Source organism: Kordia algicida OT-1 (genome assembly GCF_000154725.1).
In the GTDB taxonomy this organism is placed as follows: Bacteria; Bacteroidota; Bacteroidia; order Flavobacteriales; family Flavobacteriaceae; genus Kordia; species Kordia algicida.
In genome coordinates, this window is the sequence record NZ_DS544873.1 from 3385339 (window position 1) to 3401579 (window position 16241).

A 16241-nucleotide genomic window follows, 5' to 3' on the forward strand; every position below is an offset into this window, starting at 1 on the left:
CCTGTACGTTTACTTCCCCAAAGGAATGGATGATCATATACAAATTCTCCTGCTTTTGAATATTCTCCATAACGTTCTACCTCACTTCTAAACGGACGCACCATTTGCGAGTGACAACCCACACAACCTTCTCTGATGTAGATGTCTCTACCTTCCAATTCTAATGGTGTGTATGGTTTTACTTCTGTAATTGTTGGAATGTTTGAGTCAATCATAATGGTTGGAACTATTTGTACGATTCCACCAATTAATATAGCAATAGTAGCATAAATGGTAAGTTTGATTGGTTTACGCTCTAACCAAGTGTGCCATCCTTCTCCTTTTACACGCTTTTTAGAAACACGTTGCAATGCTGGTGCTTCTGCAAGTTCGTCGCTTACATTGTGTCTTGATCTTGCAATGGTTACTACAATGTTGTATGCTAAGAAGAACATTCCAAAAATGTATAAGGAACCTCCAATAGCACGCATCCAATACATTGGCATGATTTCAACTACAGTTTCCAAGAAGTTTGCATAAAATAATGTTCCATCAGGGTTGAACTGTTTCCACATGGTTGCCTGCGTAAATCCTGCCACATACATTGGTAGTGCGTACATGACAATTCCCAACGTTCCAAGCCAGAAATGTGCATTTGCCAATCCTTTAGAGTATAGTTTTGTTTTGAATAGTCTTGGTACTAACCAATAGATCATTCCAAAGGTTAAGAAACCATTCCAAGCTAAAGCTCCTACGTGAACGTGGGCAATAATCCAATCGGTAAAGTGGGCAATTGCATTTACATTTTTTAAGGATAGCATTGGTCCTTCAAAGGTTGCCATACCATATCCTGTGATTGCCACAACCATGAATTTTAATACAGGATCGGTTCGTACTTTATCCCAAGCGCCACGAAGTGTTAGCAATCCGTTTATCATTCCTCCCCAAGAAGGCATTAGTAACATTACTGAAAACGCAACTCCTAAGTTTTGTGCCCATTCTGGTAATGCTGTGTATAGTAAATGGTGTGGTCCTGCCCAAATGTATATGAATATCAACGACCAGAAGTGTACAATAGATAATCTATACGAGTATACAGGTCTGTTTGCCGCTTTTGGTACAAAGTAGTACATTAATCCTAAGAATGGTGTTGTAAGGAAGAATGCCACCGCATTGTGTCCGTACCACCATTGCACCAAGGCATCTTGCACACCTGCGTATACTGAGTAACTTTTTAATGCGCTTACAGGCAATTCTAAACTGTTGAAGATGTGTAAGACTGCGACTGTAACAAAGGTTGCTAAGTAAAACCAAACTGCTACGTATAAGTGACGTTGTCTCCTTTTTAAGATCGTCCATATCATGTTGACCCCAAAAGCAACCCAAATAAGTGCAATTGCAATATCAAATGGCCATTCGAGTTCAGCATATTCTTTGGACGTTGTGTATCCTAAAGGAAGTGTTATTGCGGCTCCAACAATGATAAGTTGCCATCCCCAAAAGTTCACTTTACTTAGAAAATCACTTGCCATTCTAGCTTTTAGTAATCGTTGTAGCGAGTAATATACACCCGCAAAAATGGCGTTCCCGACAAAGGCAAAAATGACTGCGTTTGTATGTAATGGACGCAAACGACCAAAACTTAGCCAAGAAAATACCTTCTCCAAGTTCTGGAAATAGAAATAGGAAGGCTAATAACAATCCTACTAGCATTCCTACAATTCCCCATACTATAGTTGCATAGATGAAGTTTTTAACGATTTTATTATCGTAATAAAACTGTTGGATTTCCATAATATTATATATTAATTTTTATAGTTAGTTCTGCTTTTTTGGTTTTTCTTTTACCAATTCATCTTCAAACAGCATGCGTACCGATGGTGTGTAACTATCGTCAAATTGTCCGTTTTTTACCGCTATAATAAAGGCGACAAAAAAGAGTATTGCTACTACAATACTAATGGCTAGTAAAACATATATAACACTCATACCTATTGAAGTTATAGTTCAAAAGTACTGTGACGCGATTTCCTAAAAAATGACTTTTATCATGTTTCAGATTTATTTTTAAGAATTTGAAATTGAACTTGAATTAGAACTTGAATTTGAGACGTCTTTGAAGACAAATTCAAAATTGTAAGTGGAACTTATCCCATTGAAAAACAGGATTTGTAAATGTTTATTTTACACTTCAAAACTGTTCTCGATACATTTTTACAAAAAATACTCGAACTGACGTGTTGTGGATTTGAATTTGAATTCGAGAAGTCCGTTGAAGTGTTTTACAGAGTGAAACAGCAAAAAAATGTTTTAACAGCTACTCAAATTTACTTTAATTTTCTTCCTAAGATTGATGTGCAAATCGTGGTGAAAACCACAATACTAATAGAACTCAATGGCATTAATATTGCTGCAATTACAGGTGCTAATTGTCCTGTGATGGCAAAGTATAAACCAATACTGTTGTAGATAAATGATAATACAAAACTCCATTTGATAATTTTTATCGCTGTTTTGGAAGCTTTTATGTATTGATCTAACTGATTGAATTTTGAAGCATCTAAAATGGCATCACACGCTGGAGAAAATACATTTACATTTTCCGACAAGGCAATTCCGATATTGCTTTGTGCCAATGCGCCTGCATCATTTAAACCATCGCCGACCATTAACACTTTTGCGCCTTCTGCCTGATGATATTGTATGTATTCTAGCTTGTCGTTTGGTGTTTGATTGAAGATTAACTTTGTTTTGCTCGGCAATAGTTTTTTCAGGTTTTCAAGTTCGCCTTCATTATCGCCTGAAAGAATGGCTAAATCATATTGTTTTTTTAGATTGTTGAATAGTTTCGATAGTCCTTTTCGGTATTTGTTGTAAAAGGTATATTTTCCTTTGTATGTATTGTTTGTACTAATATGAACAGTTGTATTTAATACCGTAGCATCATCTGTATAACCTACAAACTTTGCAGCACCAACTTTTATATGATCGTTGTGATAACTTGCGGTCATTCCTTTTCCGATGTGTTCTTCAAAATGATCGAGCGTCACAATATTTTGTTCTTCTAAAATGTTGTATAAGGTTCTACTTAGCGGATGATTTGAACCACGCAACGTACTTTTTAATAAAGTAGTTTCAGCAGTAGTGAGTTGAGTTCCATCATAACTTGCCGTACTTTTTTGATTGGATGTAATAGTTCCTGTTTTATCAAAAATAATCGTGTTTATAGAGGAAAGTTGTTCTAAAACACTTGCATTTTTTACATAGAATTTCAATTTTCCAAAAATGCGCAATAGGTTTCCAAAGGTAAATGGCGCCGCTAATGCAATGGCACACGGACATGCGATGATTAAGACTGCTGTAAATACATTCATTGCTTTGGAAGCATCCACCATCAACCAAAAAATAGTTGCTACTACTGCAATAGATAATACCGTTACGGTAAAGTGCTTGCTAATTGCATTGGTTACTGTAGTAAAACCTTCTTCTTTGTTTTTTTCGAAAACATCATTACTCCACAATTGTGTGAGATAACTTTGTTCTACCGATTTGATGGCTTCTATTTCGATGATTCCTGAAGTTTGCTTTCCGCCTGCGAATACTTTGTCGCCCGATTGTTTTTGAACCGTTTCAGATTCGCCAGTCACAAAACTATAATCGATCGCTGCAATTCCATTGATAAGGATTCCATCAACCGGAATGAGTTCTTCATTTCTGATTAATAAACGATCTCCTTTTTCAATGTCATAGACCTGAATTGGCGTTTCTTTTCCGTTAGAAATCTTTGTAATTGCAATGGGAAAATACGATTTGTAATCGCGCTCAAATGATAGAAAGCTGTATGTTTTTTGCTGAAAGAATTTTCCAAGTAATAGAAAAAAGACCAATCCCGTAAGGCTATCAAAAAATCCAGAACCGAAGTCAAAGATGATTTCAACAGTACTTCTTATAAATAAGACTAAAATTCCCAACGCAATAGGCACATCAATGTTGAGTAGTTTTGCTCGCAAACCCTTGTAAGCTGAGATAAAGTAATCTTGCGCCGCGTAGAAAACTACAGGAAGTGAGAAAGCAAACATGAGCCAACGAAATAGAATTTTGTATTGTTCTATCCAAAAACCGCTGACTTGAAAGTATTCTGGAAATGATAGAAACATTACGTTTCCAAAAGCGAATCCTGCAATTCCGAGTTTGTAAATGAGCGTACGATTAATTTTGTTTTTTCCTGCGCTGTAGTCTTCTAAACTGATATACGGTTCGTAACCAATTTTGCTCAATAATAAAACGACTTCTTTAAGTGAAAAAGTTGTGGCATTGTATGTGATTCGAACTGTTTTTTTACCAAAGTTTACTTGCGAAGCCGTAATTTCAGGATTGAGTTTGTGTAAGTTTTCTAGAATCCAAATACACGAACTACAATGAATATGTGGAATGTATAAAGTTACTATTTGTATAGTATCATCGTTAAATTCCAATAATTTATCAATGATATTTTGCTGACTCAAAAAATCGTATTTCCCTGCTATTTCTTTTGGAATGGCTCCTGGTGCCGCTTGCAAGTCGTAATAACATGCTAAATCGTTTTCCGAAAATAGTTCATATACCGTTTTACATCCAAAACAACAAAAAGATTTTTCTTCTAGTTGAATGATTTCTTCTTTACATGTGTCACCACAATGAAAACATGTTGTTTCACTCATAATATTGCTCATTTGTACCTTTTACCACAGTAACAAAGGTTACAAATGATTCCGTTTTAAAATATGATATTTGTCATAGTTTGAGTAACTTTATAATCATCTAATTTTTCAGCTATGAGTAATTGTGAACAGTGTATTGTACGACAGTTTAATTCTTTGAAATCTTTGACAAAAGAAGAATTGATTCGTATTTCTGGTTGCAAAACTTCAAAAACTATTAAAAAAGGACAATTGATTTTTGATGAAGGAGAAAATGTGAATGGAGTGTATTGCATTAAAGATGGTGTTTGTAAATTGACCAAATTGAGTGCTAACGGAAAAGATCAGATTGTAAAGTTGGTTGTAAAAGGCGATTTACTCGGACAACGTTCGTTGGTAAGTGATGAAGTAACGAATTTGAGTGCTACCGCGTTGAGTGAAATGCAGGTTTGTTTTATTCCGAAGCAGGAAATTATGCATGATTTACATGAGAACTCCGATTTTACTTTAGATGTGCTACAACATATGGCAAAAGATTTGAGAAAAGCCGATAATGTAATTGTAAATATGGCGCAAAAATCGGTACGTCAGCGTTTGGCAGAAGCATTGATTTATATTTACAATACGTTTGGAACTACTGAAGACGACATGCTTTCCGTGATTCTTTCTCGTGAAGATTATGCAAATATTGTAGGAACGGCGACAGAATCAGCCATTCGTATTTTATCTCAGTTTAAAAAAGATGGATTGATTTCTACCAAAGGCAAACAAATTAAAATTGAAGATTTAGTGACTTTGAAGCGTGTGGAATAATTTGGATGAACTTAACTACCTAATATTGTCAATTAATTTCTTTTTCTAGATTTTCAATCTTTTCCCTATCTTTAATTTGATAAATTAATTCTAACCACCACCATGGAAATCATTAGCAAACAACAAATTAAGGAAGTCTTGATTACTTTTATCGTAATTATTGTGCTTATCATTATTGGATTTTTCATTTTAAAAAATCACGCTGAAAAAGAAGGTAGAGAATTAATGAGTCCAATGGATGAAGTAAGCCGAATTCAGACTACGGATGGCATTACCGATTGCGAGGGAAGAACAGAACGAGAAGCGGCCAACTTGATAACACTTAATAATATCATTCAAAATCATAAACAACAGCATGAAATTACGTTTTTAAAGTTGTATATGTATCAATATGTTTCAATGAAGTTTTTCATCATCTTTTCTATTTTATCGGCGTTGACTGTTTTTGTAATTACGCATAGCGGATGGCAACATACCTCATCATATGTAAAAACGTTGTTCCTTATTTTTACTGCAATTACTTCATTTTTTGGATTGTCACTCTCAACTTTTGACCAAAAAGACGGCATTCACAGGAATGGACAGGCTTTTATAAATTATGACAATCTACAAAAGCAATTGGTCAATTATTGCGCTACAGGAACAGATATTGAAGGAGATTCTATCAGCTTTACAAAATTGTATTCTGGTGTGATGAAAAAATCAGCTGAGCTTCATGATTTTTATTTAAATTTTGACAAGAAAAATATTGACACCAAGAATCTGTTTGATTACAAGAAAAAAGATCAAGAATAAGTGACTTTTTAGAATCGAAATTTTGAAGTGATTTAAACTTTTCGGGTTTAAGCGAAAATTAGAAGTTTTAAGTACTGTTGAAGGCTTTTTTGAGTTTCATAGCAGCGCTACTGAACGAAAAAAAGACGAAAACAGGGCTGAAAAACAGTAATTTTTTAGCAAATCAAAAAAGTTTAAATCACTTCTTTATATAAAAATCCCGAGGGTAATTTCTTCGGGATTTTGAAGTATAAAGCATTTTATATGCTTTTCTACACTATAATTACTTTTTCTTTTTCTTAGATTGCGATACGATAGAAGGACCTTTTTTGTTTGATTTTGTCACAACTGATTTTGCTTTTGCATCTCTTGCAGCTTTCTTTTTAGCTTTTAATGCTTCTGCTTTTTTTCTTGTATCGTTTGATTTGCTAACTTTTGTTGCTCCCATTTTTTTGGTTTTTTAATTGTTGATATAAATAATTATTCTTTTAATTGTAATCTTAAGACACCAAAAAATTAAAAGGTCACATCAAAATCACATTTTTTTCAAAAATTTTTTATCCTAATTTCAACTATCTGATTTTTAATTATTTAACCAACTATCTGATCAAAAAAAATTACTTTTGGATGTCTATTTATTTTGGCGTACGTTAAGAATTTATCTTTTTTGTGTAAATTGAATTCAGCGTGAAGCATCGTAGTATGAAAAAAATAATAGTCTTGTTTGGTGTTCCTGTGGAAAAAAATAAAAAATCACTATCTGATGAAGAATTGGTTGCACTGATTGTGGAAACGCAAGATGCATCTCTTTTTGGTGAATTATATGATCGATACGGGAAAAAAATCTACAACAAATGCTACAGTTTTGTAAAAGATACCGACGAAATCCAAGATGTAACGCAAGACATTTTTTTAAAACTATTTGAACAACTCCATAAATATCAAGGTCGCGCTAAATTTTCTACGTGGTTGTATTCTTTTACTTATAATTTTTTGGTGAACTATAAAAAGAGAGAATCTGAGAAAAAACTAGGAGAACGCTGGGAAAAGCTCAATAAAAACGAAAAGCATTTGTTACAGATTGAAGATGTAGCAGAAGAAGATTTTTTTGAATTAAAACTCTCAGGTTTGGAAAAAGCACTCGATCGTATTGAACCTGCCGATAAAGCTTTATTATTACTCAAATATCAAGATGATGTATCTGTAAAAGACATTCAAAACTTATTACAAATCAACGAAAGTGCGGTTAAAATGCGGTTAAAAAGAGCGCGTATCAAACTCGTAAATGTGTATCAAAAATTACAAGAAAATGACTGAGGAAAATCCATTTAAAAAAATAACACCTGAATTGAAACTTCCTGAAACACTTAAAGAAGATATTCTTCAAGAGATCAAAGAATATACGGAAGATTCGCAGGATACTGATAGTTCTTTAGAATCACAAGATATCTAAAGTGACGTAATTGCTTCTTCTGTGTCTCATTACATATGAATTATAAATTCTAGACACATGAAGAAAAAACATTCTTTTAAAATTTTAGGAAAACCGCTCCTAGAAGTTCCCGCACAGTTAAAAGAAATCATTCTTTCAAAAATTATAGCCATCACTGCAAAAAATTAAATTTTCAACAATGTGAAAACATTTGCAGATTCTTCACAGCATGCAAATCTTATATTGTTTTATCAAAAAACTTCTCAGACACAAGTCTACAAGAGCATTTACGAGAAACGACAGCTATTTCAATATAAATTCTGCAATACAAAAATCTATATCGTAAATTAAAAGTGACCCGCATCATGTTTTGGTGTCTTATAAATACATTTAGCACAAAAATTGTAAAAACAAACAACAAAACTTTAAAATTAAAAACATGAAAGCAATAAAATTAGTTCCGTTATTCTTGTTAATCTTCTTAATAAATTCCTACACATGCGCAGCGCAAGAGGAAGAAGCAATTGAAGAAATTGATGAACCTACAGTCTTGATTGCCAACTTTAAAGGTATGGACAAAAATACATTTGTATTTACCTATACGGATACTGACGGAGAAGAAAGTGAAATGATTTTCGAAAAAATAACACCTGAAGTCAAAAAAGCATTCAACTTCAACGATGCATCAATAATCGGAAAAAAATTCAAGATTACTTACACAACGAAAAATGTTCCTGAAAAGGATGACGAAGATATGTTGGTCAGCATGAATACCATCATAGCTTTAGAGAAAATGTAGTAAAAAAAGACAGTCTTACCATATTACAAGACTGTCTTTCCTTTTTTTAAATTCTATCTGCCTAACATTAAAATTTCGTTTACCAATACTTCAGTAACGTACTTTTTTTCGCCTTCGTCTGTTTCATAAGTACGATTCGTCAATTTCCCTTCTATCGCAATTTCTTTTCCTTTTAATAAGTATTTTTCCACGATTTCGGCAGTTTTGTTCCATGCGATTAGGTTGTGCCAATACGTATTTTCAATTTTATCTCCTTGTGCGTTTTTATACGTTTCGTTGGTAGCAATAGAAAATTTTGCAATCTTTTTACCATCTTCTAAATTGATAATTTCTGGGTCATTTCCTAAATTTCCAATTAACTGTACTCTGTTTCTAAGCGTGTTCATAAGATTATGTTTTTAAAATTAATAGTTGATTTTGTATTCAAATCGTTATCGTAATTCGACAGTGCAAATATGAAACGACACGCAAATTTTATTCGGTTACAAAGCACTTACTTTCGTTTACAAATATTTGTAGTCGTTTGTAAATGGATAATTTTTCATACCTTAGGCATCTATAAGTTACACATGAACATACACTTAGAAACCCAACGACTTATCATTCGAGACCTTACAGAACAAGACATTGACGGCATGTTTGCTTTGGATTCCGATCCGGAAGTACACAAATATTTAGGCAACAAACCCATCAAACATAAAGACGAAGCTTTAAAATATATTAAAGATGTAAATACCCAATATGTAGAACGCGGTATCGGACGTTGGGCAGTAGAATTGAAAGAAACAGGCAAATTTATAGGTTGGTGTGGCTTGCGATTGTATACCGATTATACCTTTAACAATCACACAAATTTTCACGATATCGGCTACCGATTGCGACGTGAATTTTGGGGAAAAGGTTATGCTACAGAAGCTTCAAAAGTATGTCTGAAATATGCTTGGAATGTAATGAAACTCAATACAGTTTATGGAATTACCGAAAAAGGAAACGAAGCTTCACACAAAGTATTACTCAAAATTGGACTGAATTATATAGAAGATTTTTTCTACAAACCCGAAAATATGATGCTGCGTTGGTACAGTATCTCAAAACCTAAATAAGCGATGGAAAAGAAATGTTTAGAATGTGGCGATGCATTTAAAGGTCGCGTTGATAAGAAATTTTGTAGTGATTATTGTAGAAACACCTATAACAATCGACTGAATAAAGATGGAAAAAATCTCATTCGGAATATCAACAATCGTTTGCGTAAAAACTGGCGAATTTTAGAAGATTTAAACGTAAACAACAAAACAAAAACAACGAAAGCAAAACTTCTAGAAAAAGGATTTGACTTTAATTATTTTACTTCTATTTATGTGACAAAAGCAGAAGCGACGTATTATTACGTGTACGATCAAGGGTATTTGTCGCTAGAAAATGATTATTATTTATTGGTAAAAAAGAATGCTTAGTATGACTAAAAAAAGTGTAAGTGTCTTTTCTTTTTTTATTTTAATCGTATCAATTGCTGGTTCGTTGCTATATCGAAATCATCAGAAGCAACAAAAAAACAATGAAGTCTTAGAAGCAAATAAAGAACTGTTTTTAAAGATCAAAGCGTTGCAGGAAAAAGAAGAATATGAAGCACAACAAGAAATCATAAAAGCAAAACGAGATTCCATATTCAATCTAGAAAAGAAAGAACGCGAAGCACAGATACAACAAATAAAGGAAACTATAAAAAGACTTGAAGAAGAAGCCAAACAAAATAATACAAACTAATTATGGACTATTTCGAATTTATAATTCCTGCACTTTTCGTTCTCGGCGTTGGCGCATTTATCTTCGTTGCCATCTATTTCAGCATCAAAAACAAGATTCTTCGAGAATTGAAAAAAGTACGTCGAAAGAATATTCAAAGTGTTCGTGAAAACGAATATGTAAAAATTGTGGGGAAAGCCAAATATGCTGGCGAACCGTTAATTGCACCATTGAGCAAACGAAAATGTGTCTATTATGATGTAAAAGTGAAGGAGAAACGTGGAAAACACTGGCGAAATATTATCAACGATGTGCAATTTCAAGATTTTTTTATCCAAACAGGTACAGACAGTGCTATAATTCATCTTAACACACGACGCGGATTCGAGAAAAGAGTACACTTAGTTGCCGATCATGCATTCAGTTCTGGTTTTTTAAATACGGTTGATGAAGAAGTAGAACGCTACTTAGGTCAATACGGAAAAAATAGTAAAGGCGCATTTGGATTCAATCGGACGATGCGCTATACAGAACGCATCATTGAAGTTGATGAAGAAATTGCAGTCATGGGCATTGGAAAATGGTCTACGATAGACACACCAATTGATGGCTATTCTGATTCCCGAATTTTAACTTTATCAGGGAATTCAAAACAACGATTGTTAATTACCGATGAACCGAAAGCGTTGGAACGTGTGAAAAGAAAATTGTAAATCACTTCCAGCTTTGCCCTTTTAACTTCATGGCAGCTTTTAAAATATCTTTTTGGCTAATTTGTCCGACCAATTTTCCATTTTCTACAATAGGGAAACGTCTTCTTTTCGTTTCAATAAACTTATTCGCTGCATCAAAAATATTCAAATCTCCATCAATAGTTTCTACATTTTTTGCCATATGTGCTTCTATCTTATTGTGCTCAAACGGCATGTTGTAATAACGACTGTCAGAAATTTGCTTGATACAATCTCCTTCCGAGATAATTCCAATCAACTCATTTTGATCGTTTACCACAGGTCCGCCAGAAATTTTATGCTGAATCAATTTTTGAATCACTTCTTCCACGGTTTGTTCTGGCTTAAATGTGATTAAATTTCGCGTCATATAATCACTTACTTTAAATGCTTCTGCTTTGTTGGTGCTGTTGGCTTGTACTTTTCGCGCGCCTTGAAAACTTTTAATTCCCATAACTTTTAAGATTTAGTCCTTACTAAAGTTACTTATTTTTAACCAGTTAACCTAAAACCGCCTTATAATCATATTTACTGTGTACTTTTTACTATTTTTAGGCAACCGTATAATTAATCATCATGAATTCTCAAAAAGCGCTTTATACTTCACTTTCATTTCTGTTACTCGCTATTGTTACGTATATCAGTTTTTATGGTGTAATGCCTCAAAAAACTTCCGAAAATAATGTACCCAAAGAAGCGTTTTCTACGGTTCGTGCATTTGCACATGTAAATGAAATGGGGAAAGAACCACATTATCTCGGCTCAAAAGCGCATACAGATGTTCGGAATTATATTATTGCAGAGTTGAAACAATTAGGACTCAACCCCATAGTACAAGAAGGTTTTACGCTAGATGATTATGGAAACATTTCAAAACCAAAAAATGTATTAGCACGTATAAAAGGGAAAAATAGCAAAAAAGCACTTTTATTATTGTCACATTACGATAGTGATCCACATTCAGCAGTTGGCGCAAGTGATGCCGCTAGTGGTGTTGCAACTATTTTAGAAGGAATAAGAGCATTTTTAGCCCAAGGAAAACAACCAGAAAATGATATTATTTTGTTATTATCTGATGGAGAAGAACTAGGATTAAATGGTGCCGAATTGTTTGTAAATAAACATCCGTGGGCAAAAGATGTCGGTTTAGTGCTCAATTTTGAAGCGCGCGGAAGTGGCGGACCAAGTATTATGTTGTTGGAAACGAATAACGGAAACGCCAAACTCATCAAAGCATTTAAAGATGCTAACATGCAATATCCTGTTGGAAATTCGCTTGCGTATAGTATTTATAAAATGTTGCCAAATGATACCGATTTGACCGTTTTTAGGGAAGATGGAAACATTCAAGGATTCAATTTTGCGTTTATTGGCGATCATTTTGACTATCACACCGCAAACGATACGCCTGAAAATTTAGACTTTAATACTTTAACGCATCAAGGATCGTATTTAATGCCGTTGTTAGCGTATTTTTCTGAGCAAGATTTGACACAAATGACAACCGATGACGATCTAATTTATTTCAATACACCTTTCGGATTTCATACCTATCCATATTCGTGGATTTTCCCAATTTTAATTGTGCTTATCATCCTTTTTATTGGCGTAATTATTTATGGCGTAAAAGAAAAAATGCTCTCTACTAAAGGAATGTTGCTTGGATTTATACCATTTTTAGTAGCGCTTATTGTAGGTTGTATTGCGACAGTTTTAGGTTGGAAAATTATCAATTGGATGTATCCACACTACGCGGAAATTCAACACGGATTTACCTATAATGGATATACGTATATTTTACTCTTTGCCTTTTTATCTTTGGGAATTAGTTTTTATTTCTATCATAAATTCAGTAAAAAAACAACGCCTGCCAATCTTACAATTGCTCCTTTATTCTTTTGGATTGTTATCGCAACACTTGCCGCTTTTTACTTAGATGGCGCAAGTTTTATTGCAATTCCAGTATTGTTGAGTTTGATTTCTGTGTTCATTCTCATCAAACGAAAAAAAAGACCTTCCGTATTGTTGTTGACAGTACTCGGAGTTCCTGCCGTGATGATTTTAGCTCCATTTATCAAGTTGTTTCCTGTTGGTTTAGGATTGAAAATGATTGCCGTTGTTCCATTATTAATTGTGTTGATTCTTGGCGTTTTAATGCCCGTTTTTGCATTGTACAAACGTAAAAAATGGACAGCACGATTGTTCTTTTTGTTAGCAATTGTGACATTTTTTGTAGCGCATTCCAATTCAGGATTTACCGAAACAACTCAGAAGCCAAATAGTTTGGTGTATGTTTTAGATGCCGATAAAAATACTGCCAATTGGAATACATATGATGGTATTTTGGATGATTGGACAAAGAATTACATCAAAGATGTTTCCAAAACTTCAAGCCATCAAGAAGTGATGGACAGCAAGTATAATGCTGGTTTTACGTATACGGAAAATGCGCCAATAAAAGCAATTCCACAACCAAAAATTGAAATTATTCGTGATACAATAACGCACATGCGACATGTAACGTTAAAAATCACGCCACAGCGAAATGTAAATCGTATAGAAATATTTAGAAAAGAAGAAGCAAACTTTACAACGCTAACAATTAATAATCTTCCATTGGAAAAACCAGAAAATGGCTGGAAAAAGCGTTTGATAACCTATTATATTTCAGATAATGAACCTTTGGAATTATCATTTACGATGAACCCAGAAGACAAACAGGAATTGATTATGTATGAAGCTTCTTTTGATTTGATGACGAATCCATTGTTTTCAATTCCTGAAAGAGCAAAAAATATGATGCCACGACCTTTTGTATTGAATGATGCTGTGATTGTGAAGAAGGTAATTAGGTTTTAGGTGTTGGGGTTTCTCATTGTCATTCCACATTTGTTGCAGAATTTAATTTGAAACATTTTATATTCTTATCTTGACAGAAACATTCTTTGAAAACATCTTGATTCCTGACTCAAAAAGTCTTGACTCTTTTCACACCTTTGTCATTCCGCATTTGTTTCGGAATCAAGTTCAACCTGATGTATTACCATATTGAAAATACTGAATATTCTATGTTTAGTTTCTCAATACTAACATCTCATTACTCAATACTTTTTAAATAAAAATTCAACCAAAAAAAAGCCTGAACATACATTCAGGCTTTCGTCTTTTATTGATTTGATATTATTACCAAATGCGAACTCTATCTTCTGGAGCAATGTACATTTTGTCTCCTTCTTTGATATCGAATGCTTCATAGAAAGCGTCGATGTTTTGTAAAGGAACATACGCTCTGTATTGTCCTGGCGAGTGCGTATCTGTTTTGATACGTGTACGCAAAGCTTCTTCTCTCATTTTTGTTCTCCAAACGGTTGCCCAAGAAAGGAAGAAACGTTGTTCTGCGGTAAATCCGTCAATTTTGTCTGGTCGTCCGTTTTCTTTAATGTGACGTTGTAATCCGTCGTACGCACCTAAAACACCACCTAAATCTCCGATGTTTTCACCTAGCGTAAATTTACCATTGATAAATACGTCTGGCAATACTTCAATGGCACTGTACTGAGCAGCTAAAGCATTTCCTCTTTCTGTGAATTGTTTTAAATCATTTTCTGTCCACCAATTAGTTAGGTTTCCATTAGCATCAAAACGTGATCCAGAATCGTCAAACGCATGTGAGATTTCGTGACCGATTACAGCTCCAATTCCACCGTAATTTACCGCATCATCTGCTTGATAGTTGTAAAAAGGTGGTTGTAAGATTGCTGCTGGGAAAACGATTTCATTGTTTAATGGATTGAAGTATGCGTTTACCGTTTGTGGCGACATTCCCCATTCTGATTTGTCCACTGGCTCATTAATTTCATCAAGATTTTTTCTGAATCCCCATTTTCCAACTGCCACCATGTTTTCATAGTATGAGTTTCCTTCTTTTACTTCTAAAGTAGAGTAGTCTTCCCACTCGTCAGGATATCCAATTTTTACGGTGAATTTATCTAGTTTTTCAACCGCTTTTTCTTTCGTTTCTGGACTCATCCAGTCTAACGCCATGATTCTGTCTTTGTAGGCTTCAATGACGTTTTTAATCATTTTTTCTGCTTTTTCTTTCGCTTCTGGCGGAAATTTAGCATCAACATATAATTGTCCGATAGCTTCTCCTACAGAACCATTTACGGTTGCCAATGCTCTTTCTTTTGCGTCACGTTGCTTTTCTGCTCCGTTTAGTTCTTTCGAATAGAAATCCCAGCTTGCTTTGTTTAACTCTGTAGTCAACATTCCTGCAGCATTGTTTAGTGTAGACCAACGCATTAGGGTTTTGATATCGTCAATACTTGTAGATGTTAAGATTTCTTGTAATGCTGTCATGTATTTTGGTTGCATTACGATTACTGTATCTAATTGTTTTTTGATTTCTAAGTCAGCCATAAATTTGTTCCAGTTAATTGCTGGAGTCATTTTGGCTAATTCTGCAACAGAGCGTGGATTGTTAAAGTTACGCATGTCTCTGCTTTGTACTTTGTCCAATCTTGGCTTTGCTAATTTTGTTTCTAACGCCAATACAGTTTCTGCATCTTTTTTAGCTTTTGCTTCATCGTCACCTAAATATTGTAACATACGTGTAATGTGTGCTACATATTTTGCTCTGATTTCTTTTGCTTTGTCATCTTCATCTAAGTAATAATCTCTTTCAGGCAATCCTAATCCGCCAGGAACCACATACGCAGCGTTCATACTACTATCGCTTAAGTTTGCAAAAGCAGTTAATCCCATAAAAGGCGCTGAAATTGTTGCCGGATTTTTAGCTAAAACCGTTTGCATGTCTTCTACAGAAGTGATTTCTGCAATTTTGTCTAAAGCTGGTTGCAAAGGTGCAATTCCTGCTTTGTTTCTTGCGGCAGTATCTAAGATAGAGTTGTAGATCATTAATGCTTTCGCCTGATCTGTTTCTGGACCGTATTTTCCGCTTTTGTTAGCTTCATCAAGAATTTCCAATACGTCTGCATCAGTATCTTTACGCAATACTCCAAAACCTCCCCAAGATGTTCTATCGGCAGGAATTTCGGTAGTTTCCATCCATTTTCCGTTTACATATGTGTAAAAGTCATCATTTGGACGTACAGAAGTGTCCATATATTCTAAGTTGATTCCGGGAACTTGTGCTACTTCTTTAGCTTCTTCTTTTTTTTCTCCTTCACAAGAAAAAAGAAGGGCACTAGCGGTGAAACAAAGTGCTAACTTCAAGGTATTTGTCTTCATTTTTTGATTGAGTTTAATTAGTTCTACGCAATTTAGTA

16 protein-coding genes and 1 pseudogene are annotated in these 16241 nt (G+C 34.2%); 10 read left to right on the forward strand and 7 right to left on the reverse strand.

Translation table 11 applies throughout. The annotated features are described in order from the left end of the window. From ccoN to KAOT1_RS14585, 3 genes and pseudogenes are all read right to left on the reverse strand, one after another. A pseudogene (ccoN, locus tag KAOT1_RS14575) lies at window positions 1–1773 on the reverse strand (cytochrome-c oxidase, cbb3-type subunit I); the annotation flags it as partial. A 24-nt stretch (window positions 1774–1797) separates the two neighbouring features. Further along, complete coding sequence (gene ccoS, locus KAOT1_RS14580; RefSeq protein WP_007095614.1) at window positions 1798–1968, reverse strand: cbb3-type cytochrome oxidase assembly protein CcoS; 171 nt, start codon at window positions 1966–1968, stop codon at window positions 1798–1800. A 338-nt stretch (window positions 1969–2306) separates the two neighbouring features. Further along, on the reverse strand, window positions 2307–4679 hold the full coding sequence (locus tag KAOT1_RS14585) for a heavy metal translocating P-type ATPase (protein ID WP_007095615.1): 2373 nt from the start codon (window positions 4677–4679) through the stop codon (window positions 2307–2309). Between the two features lie 114 nt (window positions 4680–4793). Between KAOT1_RS14585 and KAOT1_RS14590 the strand changes: the two genes are divergently transcribed. Then, window positions 4794–5471 (forward strand): Crp/Fnr family transcriptional regulator, encoded by a 678-nt coding sequence (locus tag KAOT1_RS14590; RefSeq protein ID WP_007095616.1) that lies wholly within the window; start codon window positions 4794–4796, stop codon window positions 5469–5471. A gap of 102 nt (window positions 5472–5573) precedes the next feature. Continuing rightward, window positions 5574–6266 carry a hypothetical protein gene (locus tag KAOT1_RS14595; protein WP_007095617.1) on the forward strand — a complete coding sequence of 231 codons (693 nt, stop codon included), beginning with the start codon at window positions 5574–5576 and terminating at the stop codon, window positions 6264–6266. A gap of 262 nt (window positions 6267–6528) precedes the next feature. On the opposite strand, the gene KAOT1_RS23005 is transcribed toward KAOT1_RS14595, so the two are convergent. Then, a complete protein-coding gene (locus KAOT1_RS23005; protein ID WP_007095618.1) occupies window positions 6529–6693 on the reverse strand; it encodes a hypothetical protein in 165 nt (54 codons plus the stop codon). A 254-nt stretch (window positions 6694–6947) separates the two neighbouring features. Here KAOT1_RS23005 and KAOT1_RS14600 point away from each other — a divergent pair, with 254 nt between their 5' ends. The 3 genes from KAOT1_RS14600 to KAOT1_RS14605 all read left to right on the forward strand — a co-directional run bounded on the left by KAOT1_RS14600 (window position 6948) and on the right by KAOT1_RS14605 (window position 8476). Then, a complete protein-coding gene (locus KAOT1_RS14600) occupies window positions 6948–7562 on the forward strand; it encodes an RNA polymerase sigma factor (RefSeq protein ID WP_083777311.1) in 615 nt (204 codons plus the stop codon). Beyond that, entirely contained in the window at window positions 7555–7698 is a 144-nt protein-coding gene (locus KAOT1_RS23010) for a hypothetical protein (protein ID WP_007095620.1), read from the forward strand. Before KAOT1_RS14600 ends, KAOT1_RS23010 begins: the two co-directional genes overlap by 8 nt. A gap of 418 nt (window positions 7699–8116) precedes the next feature. After that, entirely contained in the window at window positions 8117–8476 is a 360-nt protein-coding gene (locus KAOT1_RS14605; protein ID WP_007095622.1) for a hypothetical protein, read from the forward strand. Window positions 8477–8529: 53 nt separating this feature from the next. On the opposite strand, the gene KAOT1_RS14610 is transcribed toward KAOT1_RS14605, so the two are convergent. Then, window positions 8530–8862 (reverse strand): single-stranded DNA-binding protein, encoded by a 333-nt coding sequence (locus tag KAOT1_RS14610; protein WP_007095623.1) that lies wholly within the window; start codon window positions 8860–8862, stop codon window positions 8530–8532. Window positions 8863–9045: 183 nt separating this feature from the next. Between KAOT1_RS14610 and KAOT1_RS14615 the strand changes: the two genes are divergently transcribed. The 4 genes from KAOT1_RS14615 to KAOT1_RS14630 are packed head-to-tail and all read left to right on the forward strand — an operon-like array spanning window position 9046 to window position 10935. Further along, a complete protein-coding gene (locus KAOT1_RS14615) occupies window positions 9046–9579 on the forward strand; it encodes a GNAT family N-acetyltransferase (protein ID WP_007095624.1) in 534 nt (177 codons plus the stop codon). 3 nt (window positions 9580–9582) lie between these two features. Then, window positions 9583–9933 carry a hypothetical protein gene (locus KAOT1_RS14620; protein ID WP_007095625.1) on the forward strand — a complete coding sequence of 117 codons (351 nt, stop codon included), beginning with the start codon at window positions 9583–9585 and terminating at the stop codon, window positions 9931–9933. A gap of 1 nt (window position 9934) precedes the next feature. Continuing rightward, window positions 9935–10243, forward strand: a complete 309-nt coding sequence (locus KAOT1_RS14625; protein WP_007095626.1) for a hypothetical protein — start codon at window positions 9935–9937, stop codon at window positions 10241–10243. 2 nt (window positions 10244–10245) lie between these two features. After that, a complete protein-coding gene (locus tag KAOT1_RS14630) occupies window positions 10246–10935 on the forward strand; it encodes a hypothetical protein (protein WP_007095627.1) in 690 nt (229 codons plus the stop codon). Between the two features lies 1 nt (window position 10936). On the opposite strand, the gene KAOT1_RS14635 is transcribed toward KAOT1_RS14630, so the two are convergent. After that, on the reverse strand, window positions 10937–11407 hold the full coding sequence (locus tag KAOT1_RS14635; protein WP_007095628.1) for a CBS domain-containing protein: 471 nt from the start codon (window positions 11405–11407) through the stop codon (window positions 10937–10939). A 122-nt stretch (window positions 11408–11529) separates the two neighbouring features. On the opposite strand from KAOT1_RS14635, the gene KAOT1_RS14640 reads away from it, so the two are divergent. After that, window positions 11530–13812: a M28 family metallopeptidase gene (locus tag KAOT1_RS14640; RefSeq protein WP_007095629.1), complete on the forward strand. Its 2283-nt coding sequence runs from the start codon at window positions 11530–11532 to the stop codon at window positions 13810–13812. Between the two features lie 324 nt (window positions 13813–14136). On the opposite strand, the gene KAOT1_RS14645 is transcribed toward KAOT1_RS14640, so the two are convergent. Then, on the reverse strand, window positions 14137–16203 hold the full coding sequence (locus KAOT1_RS14645; protein ID WP_007095630.1) for a M13 family metallopeptidase: 2067 nt from the start codon (window positions 16201–16203) through the stop codon (window positions 14137–14139). Window positions 16204–16241: the final 38 nt, after the last annotated feature.